At 54.6% G+C, this 20,873-nt stretch carries 16 protein-coding genes and 1 pseudogene; 7 read left to right on the plus strand and 10 right to left on the minus strand.

The annotated features are described in order from the left end of the window. Nucleotides 1-148, minus strand: a pseudogene (locus PSSD_RS26180) (lipoprotein); the annotation flags it as partial. 152 nt (nt 149-300) lie between these two features. Here PSSD_RS26180 and PSSD_RS02615 point away from each other — a divergent pair. Together PSSD_RS02615 and PSSD_RS02620 are read left to right on the plus strand one after the other, a co-directional pair. Beyond that, nucleotides 301-621 (plus strand): heavy metal-binding domain-containing protein, encoded by a 321-nt coding sequence (locus PSSD_RS02615; RefSeq protein WP_038647859.1) that lies wholly within the window; start codon nt 301-303, stop codon nt 619-621. Then, nucleotides 621-1,445: an N-acetylmuramoyl-L-alanine amidase gene (locus tag PSSD_RS02620; RefSeq protein ID WP_058969271.1), complete on the plus strand. Its 825-nt coding sequence runs from the start codon at nt 621-623 to the stop codon at nt 1,443-1,445. The genes PSSD_RS02615 and PSSD_RS02620 overlap by 1 nt, the downstream gene beginning before the upstream one ends. 13 nt (nt 1,446-1,458) lie before the next feature. Here PSSD_RS02620 and ltaE read toward each other — a convergent pair whose 3' ends face one another. The 3 genes from ltaE to PSSD_RS02635 form a co-directional block, all read right to left on the minus strand. After that, entirely contained in the window at nt 1,459-2,460 is a 1,002-nt protein-coding gene (gene ltaE, locus PSSD_RS02625; protein ID WP_058969273.1) for a low-specificity L-threonine aldolase, read from the minus strand. Nucleotides 2,461-2,546: 86 nt separating this feature from the next. After that, nucleotides 2,547-4,268, minus strand: a complete 1,722-nt coding sequence (poxB, locus tag PSSD_RS02630; RefSeq protein ID WP_058969275.1) for a ubiquinone-dependent pyruvate dehydrogenase — start codon at nt 4,266-4,268, stop codon at nt 2,547-2,549. 110 nt (nt 4,269-4,378) lie between these two features. Beyond that, nucleotides 4,379-5,275, minus strand: a complete 897-nt coding sequence (locus PSSD_RS02635; protein ID WP_058969277.1) for a LysO family transporter — start codon at nt 5,273-5,275, stop codon at nt 4,379-4,381. 135 nt (nt 5,276-5,410) lie between these two features. Between PSSD_RS02635 and PSSD_RS02640 the strand changes: the two genes are divergently transcribed. Then, on the plus strand, nt 5,411-7,051 hold the full coding sequence (locus PSSD_RS02640) for an ATP-dependent nuclease (RefSeq protein ID WP_058969279.1): 1,641 nt from the start codon (nt 5,411-5,413) through the stop codon (nt 7,049-7,051). An 82-nt stretch (nt 7,052-7,133) separates the two neighbouring features. Here the strand turns inward: PSSD_RS02640 and cspD are convergent, their stop codons facing one another. Further along, the gene (gene cspD, locus PSSD_RS02645; protein ID WP_058969281.1) at nt 7,134-7,355 is read right to left on the minus strand and encodes a cold shock-like protein CspD; all 222 of its coding nucleotides are present in this window, start codon (nt 7,353-7,355) and stop codon (nt 7,134-7,136) included. 322 nt (nt 7,356-7,677) lie between these two features. Here cspD and clpS point away from each other — a divergent pair, with 322 nt between their 5' ends. Together clpS and clpA are read left to right on the plus strand one after the other, a co-directional pair. Continuing rightward, complete coding sequence (gene clpS / locus PSSD_RS02650; protein WP_039332380.1) at nt 7,678-7,998, plus strand: ATP-dependent Clp protease adapter ClpS; 321 nt, start codon at nt 7,678-7,680, stop codon at nt 7,996-7,998. Nucleotides 7,999-8,053: 55 nt separating this feature from the next. Beyond that, a complete protein-coding gene (gene clpA / locus PSSD_RS02655) occupies nt 8,054-10,333 on the plus strand; it encodes an ATP-dependent Clp protease ATP-binding subunit ClpA (protein WP_039332382.1) in 2,280 nt (759 codons plus the stop codon). 95 nt (nt 10,334-10,428) lie between these two features. Here the strand turns inward: clpA and infA are convergent, their stop codons facing one another. The 5 genes from infA to trxB all read right to left on the minus strand — a co-directional run bounded on the left by infA (nt 10,429) and on the right by trxB (nt 16,332). Continuing rightward, the gene (gene infA / locus PSSD_RS02660; protein ID WP_002211347.1) at nt 10,429-10,647 is read right to left on the minus strand and encodes a translation initiation factor IF-1; all 219 of its coding nucleotides are present in this window, start codon (nt 10,645-10,647) and stop codon (nt 10,429-10,431) included. A 346-nt stretch (nt 10,648-10,993) separates the two neighbouring features. Next, nucleotides 10,994-11,686 (minus strand): leucyl/phenylalanyl-tRNA--protein transferase, encoded by a 693-nt coding sequence (gene aat, locus PSSD_RS02665; RefSeq protein ID WP_058969283.1) that lies wholly within the window; start codon nt 11,684-11,686, stop codon nt 10,994-10,996. 33 nt (nt 11,687-11,719) lie between these two features. Further along, nucleotides 11,720-13,450, minus strand: a complete 1,731-nt coding sequence (gene cydC, locus PSSD_RS02670) for a heme ABC transporter ATP-binding protein/permease CydC (protein WP_058969285.1) — start codon at nt 13,448-13,450, stop codon at nt 11,720-11,722. Next, a complete protein-coding gene (gene cydD / locus PSSD_RS02675) occupies nt 13,450-15,219 on the minus strand; it encodes a heme ABC transporter permease/ATP-binding protein CydD (protein WP_058969287.1) in 1,770 nt (589 codons plus the stop codon). Before cydD ends, cydC begins: the two co-directional genes overlap by 1 nt. 147 nt (nt 15,220-15,366) lie before the next feature. Then, the gene (trxB, locus tag PSSD_RS02680) at nt 15,367-16,332 is read right to left on the minus strand and encodes a thioredoxin-disulfide reductase (RefSeq protein WP_039332392.1); all 966 of its coding nucleotides are present in this window, start codon (nt 16,330-16,332) and stop codon (nt 15,367-15,369) included. Nucleotides 16,333-16,853: 521 nt separating this feature from the next. On the opposite strand from trxB, the gene lrp reads away from it, so the two are divergent. Together lrp and PSSD_RS02690 are read left to right on the plus strand one after the other, a co-directional pair. After that, nucleotides 16,854-17,348, plus strand: coding sequence for a leucine-responsive transcriptional regulator Lrp (gene lrp / locus PSSD_RS02685; RefSeq protein ID WP_006118610.1), 495 nt, complete (start codon nt 16,854-16,856; stop codon nt 17,346-17,348). Between the two features lie 119 nt (nt 17,349-17,467). Beyond that, nucleotides 17,468-20,866 (plus strand): DNA translocase FtsK 4TM domain-containing protein, encoded by a 3,399-nt coding sequence (locus PSSD_RS02690; RefSeq protein WP_058969289.1) that lies wholly within the window; start codon nt 17,468-17,470, stop codon nt 20,864-20,866. Nucleotides 20,867-20,873 lie beyond the last annotated feature (7 nt).

The following is a 20,873-nucleotide window of genomic DNA, read 5'->3' on the forward strand; positions in this document are numbered from 1 at the left end:
CGTAAAACTGCTGCGCAACGCTATCCGGACCACCGTCGATACAGCTGGCGGTACGCGGTCCATTATCCTTGGTCACCGGTTCGACGGTGGTACAAGCACTGAGCAGTAACGCAGCGGGAACAAGCAGCGCAAAGGCATTGTTTCTCATCTCGATTTCCTTATAGTTCACTGGCAAAGCGCCATTTTTATCATAGAGTATAGTTTCGCTTTTACGCCGTACGAGCTGTTCCCGTCATACTTCAGGATGCAGATACGTTGGCTAAACGCATTCGCCCGAATCACTCAAACAAGGAGACCGCGATGAAATTTTCCACCACGCCCACGCTGGAAGGGCACAGCATCAGCGAATATTGCGGTGTCGTCACCGGTGAAGCGATTCTGGGGGCCAACATCTTCCGCGACTTCTTTGCCGGCATTCGTGACATCGTCGGCGGCCGTTCTGGTGCCTATGAGAAAGAGCTGCGAAAAGCGCGCCAGATTGCGTTTGAAGAACTCGAAGAGCAGGCCAAAGCGCTGGGTGCGAACGCGGTAGTAGGTATTGATATTGATTACGAAACGGTGGGCAAAGACAGCAGCATGCTGATGGTCAGCGTGACCGGCACTGCCGTGATCATTCGCTGATGCGATTGATTGCTCTGCTGGCAGCGGCGTTGCTGCTCAGTGCCTGCCAGTCCTCGATTGAGCCGCGTCACGGTTACTGGGTGGATACCGCCCATCCGGCGCAGGGTGCGCGCCCGAGAGTGAAAGTGGTGGTGATCCACTACACCGCTGAAGACTTCCCCTCTTCACTGGCCACACTCACCGATCGTGAGGTCAGCGCCCATTATTTGATCCCACAGCAGCCAGAACAGAAACGCGGGCAGGGTGTGATATGGCAACTGGTGCCGGAAAGTGAACTGGCGTGGCACGCCGGGCCGAGTTTCTGGCGAGGAGCCACTCGTATCAATGACACGTCGATTGGCATTGAGATTGTGAATCGTGGCTACACGCGAACCTTAACGGGCGTGGAGTGGCAGCCCTTCACGCCGGCACAAATCAGCGTGCTGGTGGCACTGGTGAAAGACATCACCCAGCGCTATGCCATCACGCCCGAGAATCTGGTGGGCCACAGTGATATCGCGCCGCAGCGTAAACAAGATCCCGGCCCGCTCTTTCCCTGGCAGCAACTGGCTGCGCAGGGTTTAGGGGCGTGGCCCGATCAGGCCACAGTGCAGCGTTATTTACACGGTCAGGCGGTCGATGCACCCGTTGATCAGTCAGAACTGCTGGATGCGTTGCAGCGCTACGGCTATGACGTGGCATCGGCCACGACACCACAGATGCAGCGCAAGCTGATTGCGGCGTTTCAGATGCATTTCCGCTCGCGGGATTATCGTGGGATAGCGGATGCAGAAACGCTGGCGATTGCCCGTGCGCTGCTGGCGAAATACGGTGCGGCGCAGTAACGCGCCGCCACAGTTACTGCTGTTGGAACGCTTGCCAGTGCGCAACCAGGCGTTGCAAATCCTGACGGGTGACATCGATGTGCGTCACGATACGTGTCACCGGGCCTACACTGATCAACACATCGCCTGAATGCATCCAGCTTTTCAGTGCTTCAACCTGCTCCGCGGGCACCTTCACAAACAGCATGTTGGTGTGTTGATTCATCACCTCCACACCAATGGCGCTGAGTTGTTCTCCGAGCCACGCCGCATTGTCGTGATCCTCTTTCAGGCGTGACACGTTGTGTTTGAGGGCATATAAGCCAGCCGCCGCGAGAATTCCGGACTGGCGCATGCCACCGCCGGTCATTTTACGCCAGCGGCGCGCCTGCTCAATGTAGGCTTCGTCACCACACAGCAGCGAACCGACCGGCGTGCCCAGTCCTTTTGACAGGCAAATGGTCAGGGTGTCGCAATAACGTGCGATATCCTTCAGCTCAAGATTTTGTGCCACGACCGCGTTAAAAATGCGTGCGCCATCAATGTGCAGCGCCAGTTTACGCTCACGGGTTAAATTCCAGGCTTGTTCCAGATAGCGCTGAGACAGCACCTTGCCGTGATGGGTGTTTTCCAGGCTCAACAGGCGCGTGCGGGCGAAATGGATATCATCCGGTTTGATGGCGGCAATAATATCCGCCAGCGGCAGCGAACCATCTTCGGCGTGGGAAATCGGTTGAGGTTGAATACTGCCCAGCACTGCAGCACCGCCCGCTTCGTATTTGTAGTTATGTGCCTGCTGACCCACGATATACTCGTCGCCGCGCTGACAGTGACACAACAACGCCACCAGATTGGCTTGGGTGCCGGTAGGGAAGAACAAAGCAGCCGCTTTGCCACTCAAACGCGCGGCTTCTGCTTCCAAGGCATTCACGGTGGGATCATCGCGATAGACATCATCGCCAGTTTCGGCGGCCATCATTGCATCCAACATGGCGGCACTCGGGCGGGTTACGGTATCACTGCGTAAATCGATCACATCGCTCTCCTGGGTAAACAGCGTTGTCGGGGCAGCCTTGAGGCTGCCCGTCTGGCGCACATTGCGCTCAGCTTGTAGAAACGGTTTTACCTCAGCCAGTTAGTTTTCGCCAGTTCTACAATCTCATCACCGCGACCATTAAGAATCGCACGCAACATGTACAAACTGAATCCTTTGGCCTGTTCGGCTTTGATCTGCGGCGGCATCGACAACTCTTCTTTGGCAGTAATCACATCGACCAGCACCGGTCCGTCATGCGCAAAAGCCTGTTCCAGAGCGCCATTAAGGTCTGAGGCTTTCTCGACGCGAATGCCTTTGATGCCACAGGCGGCAGCGATAGCGGCGAAATCAGGGTTTTCCAAATCCGTACCATCAGTGAGATAGCCGCCCGCTTTCATCTCCATCGCCACAAAGCCCAGCACGCTGTTATTGAAGATCACCAGCTTCACCGGCAACTTGAGTTGCGCCACGGAGATGAAATCGCCCATCAGCATGCTGAAACCGCCATCGCCACACAGCGCCACCACCTGACGCTGTTTATCAATGGCCTGCGCGCCCAATGCCTGCGGCATCGCGTTGGCCATCGAACCATGATTGAACGACCCTAACAGACGACGTTTGCCGTTCATTTTCAAATAGCGGGCGGCCCAGACGGTAGGCGTACCGACGTCACAGGTGAAAATGGCATCATCGGCAGCGTACTGGCTGATTTGTTGCGCCAGATATTGTGGGTGAATGGCTTGTTTATCATTGGCGGTGGCCAGCTCGTCCAGCCCTTTACGTGCATCAACGTAGTGCTCCAACGCGCTGTCGAGGTGGTGGCGATCGCTTTTGCGGCTGAGCTGAGGTTGCAGCGCCTGTAAGGTGGCTTTGATGTCGCCGACCAGCGCCATATCAACATGGCTATGCGCGCCGAGGCTGGCCGGGTTGATATCGATCTGGATAATCCTGGCATCGGCGGGATAGAACGGGCGGTAGGGGAATTGGGTACCGAGCAGCACCAGCGTATCGGCGTTCATCATGGCGTGATAGCCGGAAGAGAAGCCAATCAGACCCGTCATGCCAACGTCGTAGGGGTTATCGTACTCGATGTGCTCTTTACCGCGCATCGCGTGCACCACTGGCGCTTTCAGGGTCTCTGCCAGCTTCACCACTTCAGCGTGCGCCCCGGCGCAACCGCTGCCGCACATCAGGGTAATATTTTGCGCACCGTTCAGGGTTTCGGCCAGGCGGGAAATTTCGCTGGATGAGGGGACAACCTGCGGCAGTTGTGGCGGATACCACTCACTGCGTGCGCCTTCTGGCGCGGGTTTTAACGCCACATCGCCGGGCAGCACAATCACCGACACACCGCGATTCAGGATCGCTTTGCGCATCGCAATCCCCAGCACCTGCGGTAACTGCTCAGGGTTGGAAACCAGCTCGCAATAGTGGCTGCATTCACGGAACAGCTCCTGTGGATGCGTTTCCTGAAAATAGCCGCTGCCGATTTCACTGGAAGGGATGTGTGCGGCAATCGCCAGCACCGGAACGTGATTTCGATGGCAATCAAACAAGCCATTAATCAGATGCAGGTTTCCGGGGCCACAGGAACCGGCGCACACTGCCAGTTCACCGCTGATTTGGGCTTCGGCCCCCGCCGCAAAGGCGGCGACCTCTTCATGGCGCGTGGGCATCCATTCGATGGTGCCCATTCGATTCAGGCTGTCGCTCAACCCATTGAGGGAGTCACCCGTGACGCCCCAGATGCGCTTTACGCCCGCGCTCTCCAGGGTTTTGGCCAGCAGCGCTGCCACAGTTTGTTTCATCGTTCGCTCCTTTCTGGTGTTTGCCATCTATCCCGATGGCGGAAACGTGTCAGTCAGAAGCTTAGACGATGGAATCCTCGCGTAGCCGTGAAAAAATGCGCTGTTAGCGATTAAGCGGAAAACAGCGCGATAAGGATCGGAGCCAGTAAACTCATGATAAAGCCGTGTACTATTGCGGCTGGCACAATCTCCATACCGCCCGTGCGTTGCAAGATTGGCAAGGTGAAATCCATCGACGTAGCGCCACTTAGCCCCAGCGTCATGCTACGTTGGCGACCGATCAGCACTGGAATCAACATAATGGTGATCAGCTCGCGTAACAGGTCATTAAAGAAGGCCGCACTACCAATCACCGGGCCAAAAGATTCGGTCATTAGAATGCCTGAGAGGGAATACCAGCCAAAACCGCTGGCTAAGGCCATACCCGTTTTCATCGGCAGATCGAGCCACAACGCCGCTAACATACCGCCGATGAGCGCACTGCCAAGAGACACCGCGGCGACCAGCATGCCACGTCGGTTCAGGGTTATTTGGCGCAACGTCATGCCGCTGCTGCGTAGCTGAATACCCACCAGAAACAGCATCAGCATCAACGCATATTCGCTTACGGTTGAGGCATGGCGCAGCGCGGGCCATTGGGTAAGACCGAGTAAAAACCCCGCCAATACGGAACCACAGAGCTTGAGCGACTCCAGCGCCATATGCAGGCGTGAGGGCAAGGCTTGCTGCTTGTGCGGGTGGTGCCAGGGAACACGCTTCTCCAGTAGCCAGAATGCTAACAGTGAGCAGGCCAGAATGCATAGCATGCTGATAAGGGCGATATGAAAGATCGCCAGTAAATTGCTACTCAGGTTATCAAGAAACGCCAGGCTGGTGCCCATAAAGAACAGAATGATATACACCAGTGCGCTGAGCATGCGGGCAACGCCGCGCAGCAGGGGAGCATGCTGGATGTGCAGCAGGTAACCGAAAACCAGCGGCAGCAGAATAATGATTAAGCCGTACATATTACGCGTCCATCCTTGGGAAAGGGCCGCAACGCTAGCGGAAAATATTTGAAGTGTAAACCTTTTCCCGGTTCGATAACTTGACCAACCTAACGCCGCGGACCATGCTCAGGCAAACAGCGAAGGGAGGAAAAGATGATTCTGGAACACATCGACATTGTGGGTTTTCGTGGCATTAATCGGCTGTCGTTGCCGCTGACTGACACCAATCTGCTGATTGGCGAGAATGCCTGGGGTAAATCGAGCCTACTGGATGCCTTGACCTTGCTGTTAGCACCTGCTGCTGAGCCTTATCAATTTTCCGAGCACGATTTTCATTTCCCTCCCGGTGACCTGGACGCGCGCCTGCGCCAGCTAAGATTGGTGTTCCGTTTTCGCGCCCAGGACGACGATGAAAATGCGGTGTTTCAGCCTTTCTGGCAGCACGATGACATGGGGCGTTATATCAGCTTTAGCACCCGTGCGCGGCGTAACGAACACGGGGTGAAAACCACCTGGCGCTTTATTGATCAGCATGGCGATGTGTTACCGATGGAGGGCACGGAGGCTGCGCTGGCCCATTTACGTGCTTTTTACCCCGTATTACGCCTGCGCGATGCGCGTTTTGGTCGGCGTGGGCGACAGAGTGAAACGGATGCGGATCGGCGGGCATCGACCATGAGCGAGCTGGTGCAGGAAGTCGATAAGTTAACGCGTGATTTAGTGGTGCGTCCGCAAACGCTGAGCGATGATTTACTGCGTCAGGGATTGCACACCATGCAGCAACTGCTGGAGCACTATTTTCTCGTGCAGCAACCTGGCAGCAGTGCTGCGCGTGTGGCCCCCGAAATGCGCGACGGCAGCCAGGGCTGGCGATCGCTGGATAAGCTGAATCATCTGATTGCGAGCACTGAGTCACGTAGCCGTCAGGTGATCCTGTTACGGATGTTTTCGCTGTTAATTCAGGCGCACGGTAACGAAGCGTTACCGCCGGGTGCGCATCCGCTGCTGTTGGTCGAAGACCCGGAAACGCGCTTGCACCCCATTATGCTATCGGTGGCGTGGAATCTGTTGGATCTGATGCCATTGCAGAAAATCACCACTACCAATTCTGGTGAACTGCTCTCGCAGGTGCCGGTGGAAAACATCTGCCGGTTAGTGCGTGAACCCACGCGGGTCGCAGCCTGGCGCGTGGGGCCTGAAGGGCTGAGTGCCGAGGAGAGTCGGCGTATTGGCTTCCACATTCGCGTTAATCGCCCATCAGCCCTGTTTGCGCGATGTTGGTTGTTGGTGGAAGGCGAGACGGAAGTGTGGATTATCAATGAGCTGGCGCGGCAGCGTGGCTATCACTTTGCTGCTGAAGGGGTCAAAGTGATTGAGTTTGCCCAAGCCGGTCTTAAGCCGTTATTGAAGTTTGCCCGCCGCATGGGCATCGCCTGGCATGTGCTGACGGACGGTGATGAAGCGGGCAACAAATATGCTGCCAGTGCGCGCGGCCAACTGCAGGAGCATGAGCAGGAGGCCGACCATCTGACCCAGTTCCCGGCACCTGACATCGAACATTTTCTTTATAAGCATGGGTTTAGTGATGTTTACCACCAGACGGCGCACCTGCCGTTAAACGTGCCAATGAATGCACGGCGTATTATTACCAAAGCGATTCAACATAGTTCGAAGCCAGAGCTGGCGATCGCCGTTGCGCTGTCGGCGGCAGAACGCGGCCCAGAGGCGATTCCGCCGTTGCTCGACCAGTTATTTGCTCGCGTGATGTGGTTAGCCAGAGGTCGGGCGGACTAAGACGCGGGAAAATTCGTAAAAGAAAAATGCCAGCGTATGCGGCTGGCATTTTTTTTCGGGAGTGGTCAGAATGAGTGAAGCGTCACGCGAGTTGCGTGGCTTCACAGGGCACAATCAGACTGGCGTGATTGCCTTTTGGCCCTTCATGGACATCGAACTGAACCTGCTGGCCGGCCTTCAGCGTTCTGTATCCCTCCATCTGAATCGTGGAGTAGTGCGCGAAGATATCGTCGCCGCCGCCAATCGGACAGATAAAGCCGAAGCCTTTGGCGTTGTTGAACCATTTAACAGTACCCGTCTCCATGCTTTTACTTCCCTCGCAAGACATTTTGATAAGTAGGTGAGGTCATTGAAGCTGTGAGTCGAGTTTGTTTAAAACTCAATCAGCTTGTGTAAGTAGAATGTAGAGAAACGGACCTTATCGTCAAGCAAACGGCCCTGGCGCATGGGGAGAAATTCATCAAAATTTGAGGCAGTTAACGCTATTGCAAATTTTGTGATACAGGTCGCGCATGGGCTTTTAGTGCCGTTTTTTAATCGAGGAATGGTGGCTTGACAGACATGTTAAACTTAAGAATGGGCACAGCAATGTGCACAATCGTAACGCAGAATTTCGACGGAACATTATGGCAAACACAAACGACTGGCTTAATTTTGAACATCTGGCCGAAGATAAAGTACGCGAAGGGTTAAAGCCGCCTTCAATGTATAAAGTCATTCTGAATAATGACGATTATACACCTATGGAATTTGTTATTGACGTGGTGCAAAAGTTCTTTTCTTATGATGTTGAACGTGCAACGCAACTGATGTTGAAAGTTCACTACCATGGAAAGGCGATCTGTGGTGTATTCACTGCAGAAGTGGCGGAAACAAAAGTCGCCCAGGTGAACAACTACGCACGAGAGAATGAACATCCGTTGCTGTGTACGCTAGAAAAAGCCTGAGCCCGTCTCCATATAGGGGATAGGTCGTCAGAGCGATAATTGGGGGAGGTGCCAAATGCTCAATCAAGAACTGGAACTCAGTTTAAACATGGCTTTCGCCAGAGCGCGCGAGCACCGTCATGAGTTTATGACCGTCGAGCATCTGTTGCTGGCATTGCTCAGCAACCCGTCGGCCAGAGAGGCATTGGAAGCCTGTACGGTAGATATCGTGGCTCTGCGACAGGAACTCGAAGCCTTCATCGAACAAACCACACCGGTGCTGCCAGCCAGTGAAGAAGAGCGCGATACGCAACCGACGCTCAGCTTCCAGCGCGTGTTGCAGCGTGCGGTATTCCATGTCCAGTCATCCGGTCGCAGCGAAGTGGCTGGGGCAAACGTGCTGGTCGCCATCTTCAGCGAGCAGGAGTCGCAAGCGGCTTATCTGCTGCGCAAACACGAAGTGAGCCGCCTTGATGTGGTGAACTTTATCTCCCATGGTACGCGTAAAGACGAACCCGGCCAGCCGCAGAACAACGCGGAAAATCCGGTTAACGAAGAGCAAGCAGGCGGGGAGGAACGTATGGAAAACTTCACCACCAATCTTAATCAGCTTGCTCGTGTCGGCGGAATCGATCCGCTGATCGGCCGCGATAAAGAGCTGGAGCGTGCCATTCAGGTGCTGTGCCGTCGCCGTAAGAACAACCCGCTGCTGGTGGGTGAGTCTGGCGTGGGTAAAACCGCGATTGCGGAAGGTCTTGCCTGGCGCATTGTGCAGGGCGATGTACCTGAAGTGATGAAAGACTGCACTATTTACTCGCTCGATATCGGTTCGTTGCTGGCAGGCACCAAGTACCGTGGTGACTTTGAGAAACGTTTTAAAGCGCTGCTGAAACAGCTCGAACAGGACACCAGCAGCATTCTGTTTATCGACGAAATCCACACCATTATTGGTGCGGGTGCTGCCTCTGGCGGACAAGTCGATGCGGCTAACCTGATCAAACCGCTGCTTTCCAGCGGGAAAATCCGCGTGATGGGTTCAACCACCTATCAGGAGTTCAGCAATATCTTTGAGAAGGACCGTGCGCTGGCGCGTCGTTTCCAGAAGATCGATATCACCGAACCTTCTGTGGAAGAGACCGTACAGATCCTCAACGGCCTGAAACCGAAATACGAAGCGCATCACGATGTGCGCTATACCGCGAAAGCGGTGCGTGCTGCGGTAGAGCTGGCGGTGAAATACATCAACGATCGTCATTTGCCTGATAAGGCTATCGACGTGATTGATGAAGCCGGTGCGCGTGCGCGTCTGGTGCCGGTCAGCAAGCGCAAGAAAACCGTCAACGTTTCTGACATCGAATCTGTGGTGGCGCGTATTGCGCGTATCCCAGAGCAAAGTGTCTCGGCAACGGACCGCGATACGCTGAAGAACCTTGGCGACCGTCTGAAAATGCTGGTGTTCGGACAGGACAACGCGATTGAAGCGCTGACGGAAGCGATCAAAATGAGCCGTGCAGGCTTAGGCCAGGAGCGTAAACCGGTAGGTTCGTTCTTGTTTGCCGGCCCGACAGGTGTGGGTAAAACCGAAGTCACGGTTCAGTTGGCGAAGGCGCTGGGTATTGAGCTGCTGCGTTTCGATATGTCCGAATACATGGAGCGTCACACGGTTAGCCGTTTGATCGGTGCGCCTCCGGGCTATGTGGGCTTCGACCAGGGTGGTTTGCTCACTGATGCGGTGATCAAACATCCACATGCGGTGGTGCTGCTGGATGAAATCGAGAAGGCTCACCCGGATGTCTTTAACCTGCTGTTGCAGGTGATGGACAACGGCATGCTGACCGATAACAACGGCCGCAAAGCGGACTTCCGCAATGTCGTGCTGGTGATGACCACCAACGCCGGTGTGCGTGAAACTGAGCGTAAATCGATTGGTCTGATTCATCAGGACAACAGCACTGATGCGATGGAGGAGATCAAAAAGATCTTCACACCAGAGTTCCGTAACCGTCTCGACAACATTATCTGGTTCCGTCACCTGGATACGGCGGTGATTCACCAGGTCGTGGATAAATTTATCGTCGAGTTGCAGGCACAGTTGGATGCGAAAGGCGTATCACTGGAAGTCAGTGATGATGCGCGTGACTGGCTGGCTGACAAAGGATACGACAAGGCGATGGGTGCACGTCCGATGGCACGTGCCGTACAGGAAAATCTGAAGAAACCATTGGCGAACGAACTGCTGTTTGGTTCATTGGTCGACGGAGGCTCAGTCTCGGTGGCGCTGGATAAAGAGAAAAACCAGCTGACTTACCACTTCCTGAGTGCGGAAAAACGTAAAACCGAAGGGACTGTGCACTGATGTGCTAATTTCCAGATAAGAAAAGGCCGGATGAGAATCCGGCCTTTTTTTTCGCGCTCAGTTACTTGCCACCAACGCGAGATGTGGGCAACAACTTAGCGACTACGGAAGACAATGCGGCCTTTGCTCAGGTCGTACGGGGTCAACTCGACAGTCACTTTGTCGCCCGTCAGGATGCGGATGTAGTTTTTGCGCATTTTACCGGAGATATGAGCGGTAACCACGTGCCCGTTTTCAAGTTCTACGCGGAACATGGTGTTAGGTAACGTATCCAGTACGGTACCTTGCATTTCAATATTGTCTTCTTTGGCCATCGAATCCTCTGGGTGAACTACCAAACTGTTGAACCGGCAAGATAATGCCGAATTCCATGATTTATGTAAAGAACCGTTGGTGATTTTGCCAACGCTTCGCCGTGCGTCGCGCCATTGCGCGTGCATTACGGAAAAATTCGGGTGTTTTTTGACGTCTGCGGGGGATTAGCGGGCTAAGAATCTGTAGCAATTGGCTGCTGATGCACAACTGATACAGCTTCGGGAAATGTATGAGATTCCCAACCTGGCAATTCCGGCTCGCCACAGCGAAGCGCGGACGACATACCAAACTCGCTTATTGTATCACTTTTGTCGGGAATTGTGTGCAAAACATCTGCGGGGAGGGTCAAAAAAGGGTTTGTGTTTGCCAGCAACCCGCCAAAACAGGCTGCCACGCCAGTGTTTGCACGTACTGTAAATAATCGACACGCGGGATTTCAACGGCGCCCAATGAGGCGGTATGCGGGTTCAGTACCTGGCAATCAATCAAACGCCCCTGGTGAGCCAGAAAATGTTGAGAGAAAACCCATAACGCGGTTTTTGACGCATTCTCCTGACGGCTGAACATCGATTCACCACAAAAAATCTGCCCAAGTGCCAGGCCATACATGCCGCCGACTAAACGATGATCGCTCCAGACTTCAATGGAGTGGGCATGGCCCAGCTCATACAAGCGGAGCCAGGCGCGCTTCACTTCAAACGTAATCCACGTCCCTTCCTGACGACAGCTGGCACAGCCCTCAAGCACCTGCGGAAACGCATGATTCATGGTGACACGAAAAGGAGAGCGACGATGAAAGCGCGCCATGCTCCGGCTGAGATGGAAAGATTCTGGCAACATCACGGCACGTGGATCCGGCGACCACCACAAAATTGGGTCACCGGGGGAGAACCACGGAAAAATACCGCGCTGATAGGCATTCATCAGGCGGGCAGGGGAGAGATCGCCACCCATCGCCAACAGTCCATTTGGCTCGCGCAGCGCCATCTCTGGCGGTGGAAAATTTAACGAATCCCGTGAAAGCTGTACCAGTCTCATTGCGTCATTTACCCTTCGGGCTAGTCGCTTAGACTATAGCGCAAAGCGCTGGTGGAAACGCCAGTAGCGACCCGCTTTTGAGATTAATTCGTCGTGTGAACCCGATTCAATAATCTGTCCTCGATCCATAACGCAAATTCGATCCATCTTCTCAAGGCCGCTTAAACGGTGCGTCACCATGATCAGCGTTTTATCACCCGCTACCTGTTGCAACAGCGCTAAAATTTGCTGTTCGGTGGTGGCATCAAGCCCTTCTGTGGGTTCATCCAACAGCCACAAATCACCGTTATGCAGCAGTGCGCGGGCGATGGCCAAACGGCGCAGTTCACCGCCTGATAGCGGGCGACCGCCTTCCCCCATCCACGCATTAAGTCCTTCATCATGCTCAACTAAATGGCTGAGACCTACCTGGCGCAAAACATCCTGCAACTGTGTGTCGCTGGCCATTGGGTTAGCCAACAGTAAATTGTCACGCAGCGGCTGACTAAACAGATGGACGCGCTGGGTAACAACGCTGATACGCTGGCGCAGGCTGGTTTCATCCCATTCATTAATCGGGATCGCGTTGAGCGCGATTTCACCTTGCTGCGCTTCCCAGCCGCGCGTGATCAACGCCAGCAGGCTGGATTTCCCGCAGCCGGTGGGGCCGAGCAACGCCAGATGTTCACCGGCTTTGAGATGAAGTGAAAAGTGGTTAAGCACCGGCTCTGGCCGCTGTGGGTAACGAAAAACAATATCTTCCAGCGTAAGCGCAATGCCGGGCTGAGAATGTATCGTTGTGTCCGGGAAACGGATTTGCGGCACCTGCTCAATAATCTCCTGCACGCGTTGTGCCGCTCCCGTGACCTGAGCCAAAGGCAGAAATGCACCGGCAACCGGGGCCAGTGCTTCAAATGCCGCCAGACCGCAGAAGACAAACAGCGCGATGAATGCACCGGGCGCTGCGTTATCTCCCACGCCCGCGGCTGAAATCCACAGCAGGAGCACCACCGTTGAACCACTGATCAGCAGCAGCACACTCTGCGCGACGGCCTGCAGACGATGCTGGCGGCGTTGAGCCTGCTGCCAGGCTTTTTCTTCATCATCGAGGTGAGTGCGCCACAGCGTCGCCGCACCATAAATGTGTAATTCAGCCAGCCCGCTCACCCAGCGTGTGAGTTGCAAGCGCCAACTGGCCTGGCGTTGCGAGATTTGCTGGCCAGCAGAAGTTCCGAGCCGCCAGAACAGAGGCGGGAGGATGATTAATGTCAGCAGCATGATGCCACCCAGCAGCAAAGCCAATGGCACATCCAGATAGGCCAAACCGCAGGTGACGATAATAATGACAACGGCGGCACCCAGCAGCGGCGAAATCACCCGCAGGTAAAGATGATCCAGCGTATCAACATCGCTAACAAAGCGGTTCAGCAGATCGCCCTGACGAAAGCGCGCCAGCTGCTCTGGTGCCAGCGCAATCAGCTTGCTGAAGGTGAATACGCGCAAATGCTGCAATACCCGGAATGTTGCATCGTGACTGACCAGACGTTCAAAGTAACGGGATGCCGTGCGGGTAATGGCCGCGCCGCGCACGCCTGCGGCGGGCAGCATGTAGTTAAAGCTATACAGGCCCGCCACACCCGCCAGCGAGGAGGCGGCAAGGAACCAGCCAGACAAGGTAAGCAGGCCGATGCTGGCCAGCAAGGTCGCGATCGCCAGGATGATGCCTAAACCTAAACGCCAGGGGTGACGGCGATAGAGACGCAAGAACGGCAATAAATTTTTCATCAAACAATCTCCTGCTGGCGGTGCTGCGCCATCTCGCGCAGCGGACCCTCTTGATCCTTCAATTGTTGCCAACTGCCCTGCTGTACCAATTGCCCGGATTGCATGACCCACACTTCATCCCAATCGGCGAGCGCATTGAGCTGATGCGTGATCATCAGGGTGGTTTGCTGGGTAGCCGCCTGATGCAGCGCATGCATGACATGTTGCTCGCTTTGGCTATCCAGTCCGGAACCAGGCTCATCCAACAACAGGAGCTGTGCGGGCTTCAACAGCGCCCGCGCCACCGCTACGCGCTGCGCCTGACCAACAGAAAGCCCTAATCCGCCATCGCCCAGTGGCGTGTCCAACCCTTGCGGAAGTTGTGCCAGAAAATCATTCACCCCCGCGCGTTGCAGCACATTCGTGAGCGTGATGTCATCAACCGTTCGGTTCAGTAACAGGTTTTCGCGCAGCGTTGACGCAGGCAAATGGGGATTTTGTCCAACCCAGGCCAGATGCTGGTGCCAGTTGTCGCGGCTGATTTCACGCAGTTCGTGACCGTTGACGCGTAGCGAACCCTGATAAGGCAGAAAGCCGAGTAGCACGTTCATCAACGCCGTTTTACCGGCACCACTTTGACCAATCAACGCGATGCGTTTGCCGGCTGCGAGAGTGAAATTAAGAGGTTGAGACAGCGGCTCACCGCGGGCTGTCATGACAATCAAATCCTGCGCCAGCAGCGTCAATGGTGTATCAAATGCTATTGAGGTAGAAGACTGAGCCGCGTCGATATCAGGGCTTTCTGTCAGGAAGCTGTCCAGTGCATCTGCCCCGCCAACCGCCTGTGCTTTAGCGTGATAAAAAGTGCCGAGATCGCGTAGAGGCTGGAAAAATTCCGGTGCCAGAATCAGGGCCAGGAATCCGGCAAACAGCGTGACGCCGGTTCCGTAATGCCCAAAGTTGAGTTCGCCAAGGTAGGAAAAACCGAAATAAACCGCGACGACGGCAATTGCCAGGGAAGCGAAGAATTCCAGAACGGCCGAAGAGAGGAAGGCCAGGCGCAACACTTCCATGGTGCGCTGACGGAAATCCGTGGTGCTTTCGGCAATCGCATGCTGTTCGGCTTTGGCGCGATGAAACAAGCGTAGGGTTTCGCGCCCGCGCAAGCGATCATAAAAATCGCCACTCAGTCGAGCCAGCGCCTGAAAATTTCGACGGTTAGCTTCTGCCGCACCCATGCCGACCATCGCCATAAACAGCGGAATGAGCGGTGCGGTTGCGAGTAGAATCAGACCGGCGGCCCAATTGACGGGGAAGATAGCAATCAATATGGCAAAGGGAATAAACACGGCCAGCGACATTTGCGGAATATAGCGCGCGTAATACTCCTGCATCTCTTCAATCTGTTCCAGCAGCAGTGTTGCCCAACTGCCCGCGGGTTTGCCCTGAATCCAGGCGGGGCCTAACGCATTCAGTCTATCCAGCACCTGCTGGCGCAAAGCACGGCGAATCGCAACACCCGCCTGGTATCCTGCCATTTCGCGCGCATAATTCAGCCCGGCGCGCAGGACAAAGCAGAGCAACAGCAGCATAAAATCCGCAAGCAGTGAGCCGCGTGGCTGTTGCGCCACAATCAAATTTTGCAACAACGAGGCCAGCAACCAGGCCTGAACAATAATGACCAGCGCCCCGGCTAAACCGAAAAGCGATGCTGCACGTAATCTACGTGCGCCGTGAATGCGTTGCTGACGAAGCCAGCGGAGAAGGTGTTGCTGCCGTGATTTATCCATGCGAAGCCGTTTGATCACTGATGGAGAGAGGCAAATACCGGATCAATTGTCCGGACATAGTAAGCGCATGAACTGTAGCACGCAGGTCATAAAAAAGGCGACCAATATAGGTCGCCTCTCAGCAATTATGATCAGCTTATTAACAACTTACTTATCGTTTTTAACCAAGCCATCAAGATAACGTTCTGCATCGAGTGCTGCCATACAACCGGTGCCCGCAGAGGTAATTGCCTGACGATAGATGTGGTCCATCACGTCGCCCGCAGCGAATACGCCAGGAATGCTGGTTTGTGTCGCGTTACCGTGCAGGCCGGACTGCACTTTGATATAGCCGTTTTCGAGCGCTAACTGACCATCAAAAATAGCCGTGTTAGGGCTGTGGCCGATAGCCACAAACAGACCCGCAACATCCAGGGTCGACGGCGCTTCACCCTTGGTCGAGAGTAATTTCAGGCCGGTTACGCCCATCTGATCGCCAACCACTTCTTCCAGGGTGCGGTCGGTGTGCAGCACGATATTGCCGCTGCTGACTTTCGCCATCAGACGGTCAATCAGGATCTTTTCAGCACGGAAGCTGTCGCGGCGGTGAATCAGATGCACTTTTGACGCGATGTTGGCCAGGTAAAGTGCCTCTTCAACCGCAGTGTTACCGCCACCAATGACAGCGACTTCCTGGTTGCGATAGAAAAAGCCGTCACAGGTCGCGCAAGCGGACACGCCTTTACCTTTAAAGGCTTCTTCAGAAGGCAGACCGAGGTAACGTGCTGACGCCCCCGTTGCGATGATCAGTGCATCAGCGGTGTATTCGCCACTGTCGCCCGTCAGGCGGAAGGGACGGTTCTGCAAATCCACAGTATGGATGTGGTCGAACAAAATTTCGGTGTTGAACTTCTCGGCATGCTCATGCATGCGCTCCATCAGCGACGGACCAGTCAGATCGTGCGGGTCGCCAGGCCAGTTCTCCACTTCAGTAGTGGTGGTGAGCTGGCCACCTTTTTCCAGTCCGGTAATCAATACCGGATTCAGGTTGGCGCGCGCTGCATACACTGCAGCGGTATAACCGGCAGGGCCGGAGCCCAAAATGAGCAGCTTACTGTGTTTGGCCGTACTCATGCGTTCCTCAGTTTTTTTCTGACAACATAGTTTTTGATTGTAGGGAAATTAGCGACGCAAAAAAAGGTTTCAGCGATTTTGTTAACAATCGCTGCAAGCGGCGTAGTCGATGAGGCGCAATTTTGCACGTCTGTTGCGCCAAAAGGGGGCAATGCTCGGCAATTTCTGGTGCAGCAGTATAAAAATTCTCATTAAAAAACAGCATCCCAGCACTCTGTCTGGCATCTTGTACTGAATTTGGATGTTTTACTTTGACAATCGCCTGCTGTTTTGCGAAAACATTACCAGAAGCAGAGAATATTTAGCGGCGCAAAACAGAATTTCATTTCTGTTTTGCGTGTTTTTGCCAGATAAACTCAGTCTGACATTGGTAATGACGCATGGTGTGGACAGACAACATGCGTCATACGGATGGCCGCATTACTGCACAGACTTATAGGCTTCGCTTAAGTAAGGCCCTGAACAATGAGCGTTTTCAGGGTGTGGCAGGTAAAGGGAAGGAATTAAGAGAGACAATAATAATGGTAGACAATAAGAAACGCCCCGGAAAAGACCTGGATCGTATCGACAGAAACATTCTGAATGAATTGCAGAAAGACGGTCGTATTTCCAATGTTGAGCTTTCGAAACGTGTTGGGTTATCACCTACACCGTGTCTTGAGCGTGTGCGTCGCCTGGAGCGTCAGGGCTTCATTCTGGGTTATACCGCACAGCTGAACCCGCATTATCTGGACGCTTCACTGCTGGTGTTTGTTGAGATTACTCTGAATCGTGGTGCGCCCGATGTGTTTGAGCAATTTAACGCCGCAGTGCAAAAACTTGAGGAAACTCAAGAGTGTCACCTCGTTTCCGGTGACTTTGACTACTTGCTGAAAACCCGTGTACCGGACATGTCCGCCTATCGTAAGCTCCTGGGTGAAACCTTGCTGCGCCTACCGGGCGTGAATGACACCCGTACTTACGTGGTAATGGAAGAGGTCAAACAGAGCAATCGTCTGGTGATCAAAACCCGGTAGTGCAGGGCAGGTGCAAAGCTTGCAGGAATTCGGTACACTCCTGTGAATTCATACAGGATCAGCGTCGGGCTTGCCCGACGCTGTTTCCTTCTTAATTTACAGGCACCTGGAGAGTTCTCTTGAGCCAGGAATATACAGAAGATAAAGACGTTTCGTTACAACCGCTGAGCAGTGGACGCAGGCTGCTGGAAGCGTTACTCATCCTTGTGGCCCTGTTCGCCATCTATTTGATGGTGTCGCTGGTTAGCTTCAACCCTTCAGATCCAAGCTGGTCGCAGACCGCCTGGCATGAGCCGATTCATAATTTAGGCGGCAGTGTTGGCGCATGGCTGGCGGATACCTTGCTGTTCATTTTTGGCGTGATGGCCTATGCCATTCCTCCCGTCATTATTGGGCTGTGCTGGATTACGTTCCGTCAGCGCGATCGTCAGGATTACATCGATTACTTTGCCGTTGGTTTACGTTTGATCGGCGTGTTGGCTTTGGTGGTCACCACCTGCGGCCTGGCCGCGCTCAACGTGGATGACATCTGGTACTTTGCTTCCGGCGGCGTGATTGGCAGCCTGGTCAGCAATGCGATGGCACCGTGGTTCAGTTCCGCGGGCGGCACCTTAACGCTGCTGTGCGTCTGGGCTGCGGGTATTACGCTGTATACCGGCTGGTCCTGGCTTACCATTGCCGAAAGGATTGGCGGTGTGGTGATGGGCGTGCTGACTTTTGCCAGCAATCGCTCGCGCCATGACGAACCCTGGCAAGAAGATGACGAGTACGAAGACGAGGAGCAGGCAGAAGATGCCGCGCCTCCGTTACGTGCTACGCAAGCCCATCATGACGCTGATGACGTTCTGCTGGCTAAACCACGTAAAATCGCCGAGCCCATTGCGGAAGAACTGGCGGATGATCCGCTGTTGGCGAAAGCCAGTGCAGCAACAGCCGCGGCTATTGCGGTTACCACAAAAGCCGCACAAAAGGCTCCGACTGCTGTGCAACCTGCGGTCAGTTCGCCAACTGAATCCTCTGTTGTGACGCCTCCGGTGAACGCTTTGCCAACCGAACCTGTGCCAGTAGCACCTGTTGCGGCTGCTCCCGAGCCAGTGATTCAGCCTGCGCCACCGTTGTATCGTTTTGAAGTGCCGAATGAACCTGCGCCAACGCCCGCTCCGTTCTCACTGGCTGATGAGGATGATGGCCCGCGCATGGGCAACTGGCAGGATGCGGCATCCTCGTCTGCTTCTCTCAATACTGCTGCAGTGGCAGCAGCAGCGGGCATGGCGGCGGTGAAGAGCGCGTCAGCTTACACACCGGCTTTTGATATTGTCCCTGAGCGAGATTACAACCCGCAGGTGAAGCAGGGTATTGGTCCTGAATTACCGCGTCCGAATAAAGTCAAACTGCCAACCCGTCGTGAACGGGCTTCTTATGGCATTAAACTGCCATCTCAGCGTATGGCGGAAGAAAAGGCACGAGAAGAGGCGGAGCAGACGTTGCCAGAAATGACGGCAACCTACCATGAACCGCAACATGATCATGATGATGATGCCGCACTGCAGCAGGCACAGTTGCGTCAGGCCTATGAATCTCAACAGCAGCAGCGTTATGGCGACAGCTGGCAGCAGCAACCGGAAGAGGATGATGAAGAGGCGTTGCATCAGGCGCAGCTCGCGAATCAGTTTGCGGCACAGCAGCAACAGCGCTATCAGCCATCAGATGCCAGTGATGGCCCGGTATTTAGTCTTGATACCTCGTCAGCCTTTGATTTTTCGCCGATGAAAGATTTGGTTGATGACGGTCCAAGCGAGCCGCTGTTTACTATTGCCGCGACGCCAGAACCGGAAGCGCCATCGCAATGGCAGCAGCCTGCAGCGCCGCAACCGGAAACCCTGCCATCGTTGACTGAGCAGAACAGCCCATGGTCTTCGGCTGAGCCGGAAAGTTATGCTGCACCCAGCGAAACGCCAAAACCGGCTACGCCAGCGCAGGACAGCCTGTTCCATCCGTTCCTGGTGCGTCATGAGCGGCCACTGGAAAAACCGTCTACTCCATTGCCAACGCTCGATTTACTGACTTCGCCGCCTTCGGAAGAAGAGCCGGTGGATATGTTTGCCCTTGAGCAAACTGCGCGTCTGGTTGAAGCGCGTCTGGCTGACTATCGTGTGAAAGCGGAAGTGGTGGGCATTTCGCCAGGCCCGGTGATCACCCGTTTTGAACTCGACCTTGCGCCGGGTGTGAAAGCCGCTCGTATCTCTAACCTGTCACGCGATTTAGCGCGCTCACTCTCTGCGGTTGCAGTGCGTGTGGTGGAAGTGATTCCGGGCAAGCCTTATGTCGGGCTGGAGTTACCGAACAAGCACCGCCAAACCGTGTATCTGCGTGAAGTACTGGATTGCGATAAATTCCGTGATAATCCTTCACCGCTCTCTGTGGTGTTAGGTAAAGATATTTCGGGTCAGCCGGTTGTTGCGGATCTGGCGAAAATGCCTCACTTACTGGTTGCGGGTACCACCGGTTCCGGTAAGTCAGTGGGCGTTAACACCATGATCATCAGCATGTTGTATAAAGCCACGCCGGAAGAAGTGCGCTTTATCATGATCGACCCGAAAATGCTGGAGCTGTCGGTTTATGAAGGTATTCCTCATTTACTGACTGAAGTTGTTACCGACATGAAAGATGCCGCCAACGCGCTGCGCTGGAGTGTGGGTGAGATGGAACGCCGCTACAAGCTGATGTCAGCACTCGGCGTGCGTAATCTGGCGGGTTATAACGAGAAGATTGAGCAGGCAGCGGCGATGGGCCGTCCGATTCCTGATCCGTTCTGGAAGCCGGGCGACAGCATGGACACGACGCCGCCGGTACTGGAGAAACTGCCTTATATCGTGGTGTTGGTGGATGAATTCGCCGACCTGATGATGGCGGTAGGTAAGAAAGTGGAAGAGTTGATTGCTCGCCTCGCCCAGAAAGCGCGTGCAGCGGGTATTCACCTGGTGCTGGCAACGCAACGCCCGTCAGTGGATGTGATCACCGGCTTGATTAAAGCCAACATTCCAACCCGTATTGCTTTTACCGTTTCCAGTAAGATTGACTCGCGTACTATCCTGGATCAGGGGGGCGCAGAATCGCTGTTGGGGATGGGTGACATGCTTTATATGCCGCCAAACTCCTCGATGCCAGTCCGTGTTCACGGCGCCTTCGTGCGTGACCAGGAAGTGCATGCAGTGGTGCAAGACTGGAAAGCACGCGGACGTCCGCAATACATCGACAGCATCACGGCGGGTGAAGAGAGCGAAACTGCTGCAGGTGGGCTGGACGGCGATGAAGAACTGGATCCGCTGTTCGACCAGGCCGTCTCGTTCGTGGTGGAGAAACGTCGCGCCTCTATTTCGGGTGTCCAGCGTCAATTCCGTATTGGTTACAACCGTGCTGCACGTATTATTGAACAGATGGAGGCGCAGGGAATTGTGTCTGAACCGGGTCATAACGGTAACCGTGAAGTCCTCTCCCCGCCGCCGCATGAGATGTAATCTTGTG

The organism is Type-D symbiont of Plautia stali, assembly GCF_001485335.1.
GTDB lineage: Bacteria > Pseudomonadota > Gammaproteobacteria > Enterobacterales > Enterobacteriaceae > Pantoea > Pantoea vagans_C.

What these genes read in the sequence shown, in the direction of transcription:
- PSSD_RS02615 (WP_038647859.1), top strand. Translation starts at nt 301, where the DNA reads ATGAAATTTTCCACCACGCCCACGCTGGAAGGGCACAGCATCAGCGAA.
- PSSD_RS02620 (WP_058969271.1), top strand. Translation starts at nt 621, where the DNA reads ATGCGATTGATTGCTCTGCTGGCAGCGGCGTTGCTGCTCAGTGCCTGC.
- poxB (WP_058969275.1), bottom strand. Translation starts at nt 4,268, where the DNA reads ATGAAACAAACTGTGGCAGCGCTGCTGGCCAAAACCCTGGAGAGCGCG.
- PSSD_RS02635 (WP_058969277.1), bottom strand. Translation starts at nt 5,275, where the DNA reads ATGTACGGCTTAATCATTATTCTGCTGCCGCTGGTTTTCGGTTACCTG.
- PSSD_RS02640 (WP_058969279.1), top strand. Translation starts at nt 5,411, where the DNA reads ATGATTCTGGAACACATCGACATTGTGGGTTTTCGTGGCATTAATCGG.
- cspD (WP_058969281.1), bottom strand. Translation starts at nt 7,355, where the DNA reads ATGGAGACGGGTACTGTTAAATGGTTCAACAACGCCAAAGGCTTCGGC.
- clpS (WP_039332380.1), top strand. Translation starts at nt 7,678, where the DNA reads ATGGCAAACACAAACGACTGGCTTAATTTTGAACATCTGGCCGAAGAT.
- clpA (WP_039332382.1), top strand. Translation starts at nt 8,054, where the DNA reads ATGCTCAATCAAGAACTGGAACTCAGTTTAAACATGGCTTTCGCCAGA.
- infA (WP_002211347.1), bottom strand. Translation starts at nt 10,647, where the DNA reads ATGGCCAAAGAAGACAATATTGAAATGCAAGGTACCGTACTGGATACG.
- aat (WP_058969283.1), bottom strand. Translation starts at nt 11,686, where the DNA reads ATGAGACTGGTACAGCTTTCACGGGATTCGTTAAATTTTCCACCGCCA.
- cydC (WP_058969285.1), bottom strand. Translation starts at nt 13,450, where the DNA reads ATGAAAAATTTATTGCCGTTCTTGCGTCTCTATCGCCGTCACCCCTGG.
- cydD (WP_058969287.1), bottom strand. Translation starts at nt 15,219, where the DNA reads ATGGATAAATCACGGCAGCAACACCTTCTCCGCTGGCTTCGTCAGCAA.
- trxB (WP_039332392.1), bottom strand. Translation starts at nt 16,332, where the DNA reads ATGAGTACGGCCAAACACAGTAAGCTGCTCATTTTGGGCTCCGGCCCT.
- lrp (WP_006118610.1), top strand. Translation starts at nt 16,854, where the DNA reads ATGGTAGACAATAAGAAACGCCCCGGAAAAGACCTGGATCGTATCGAC.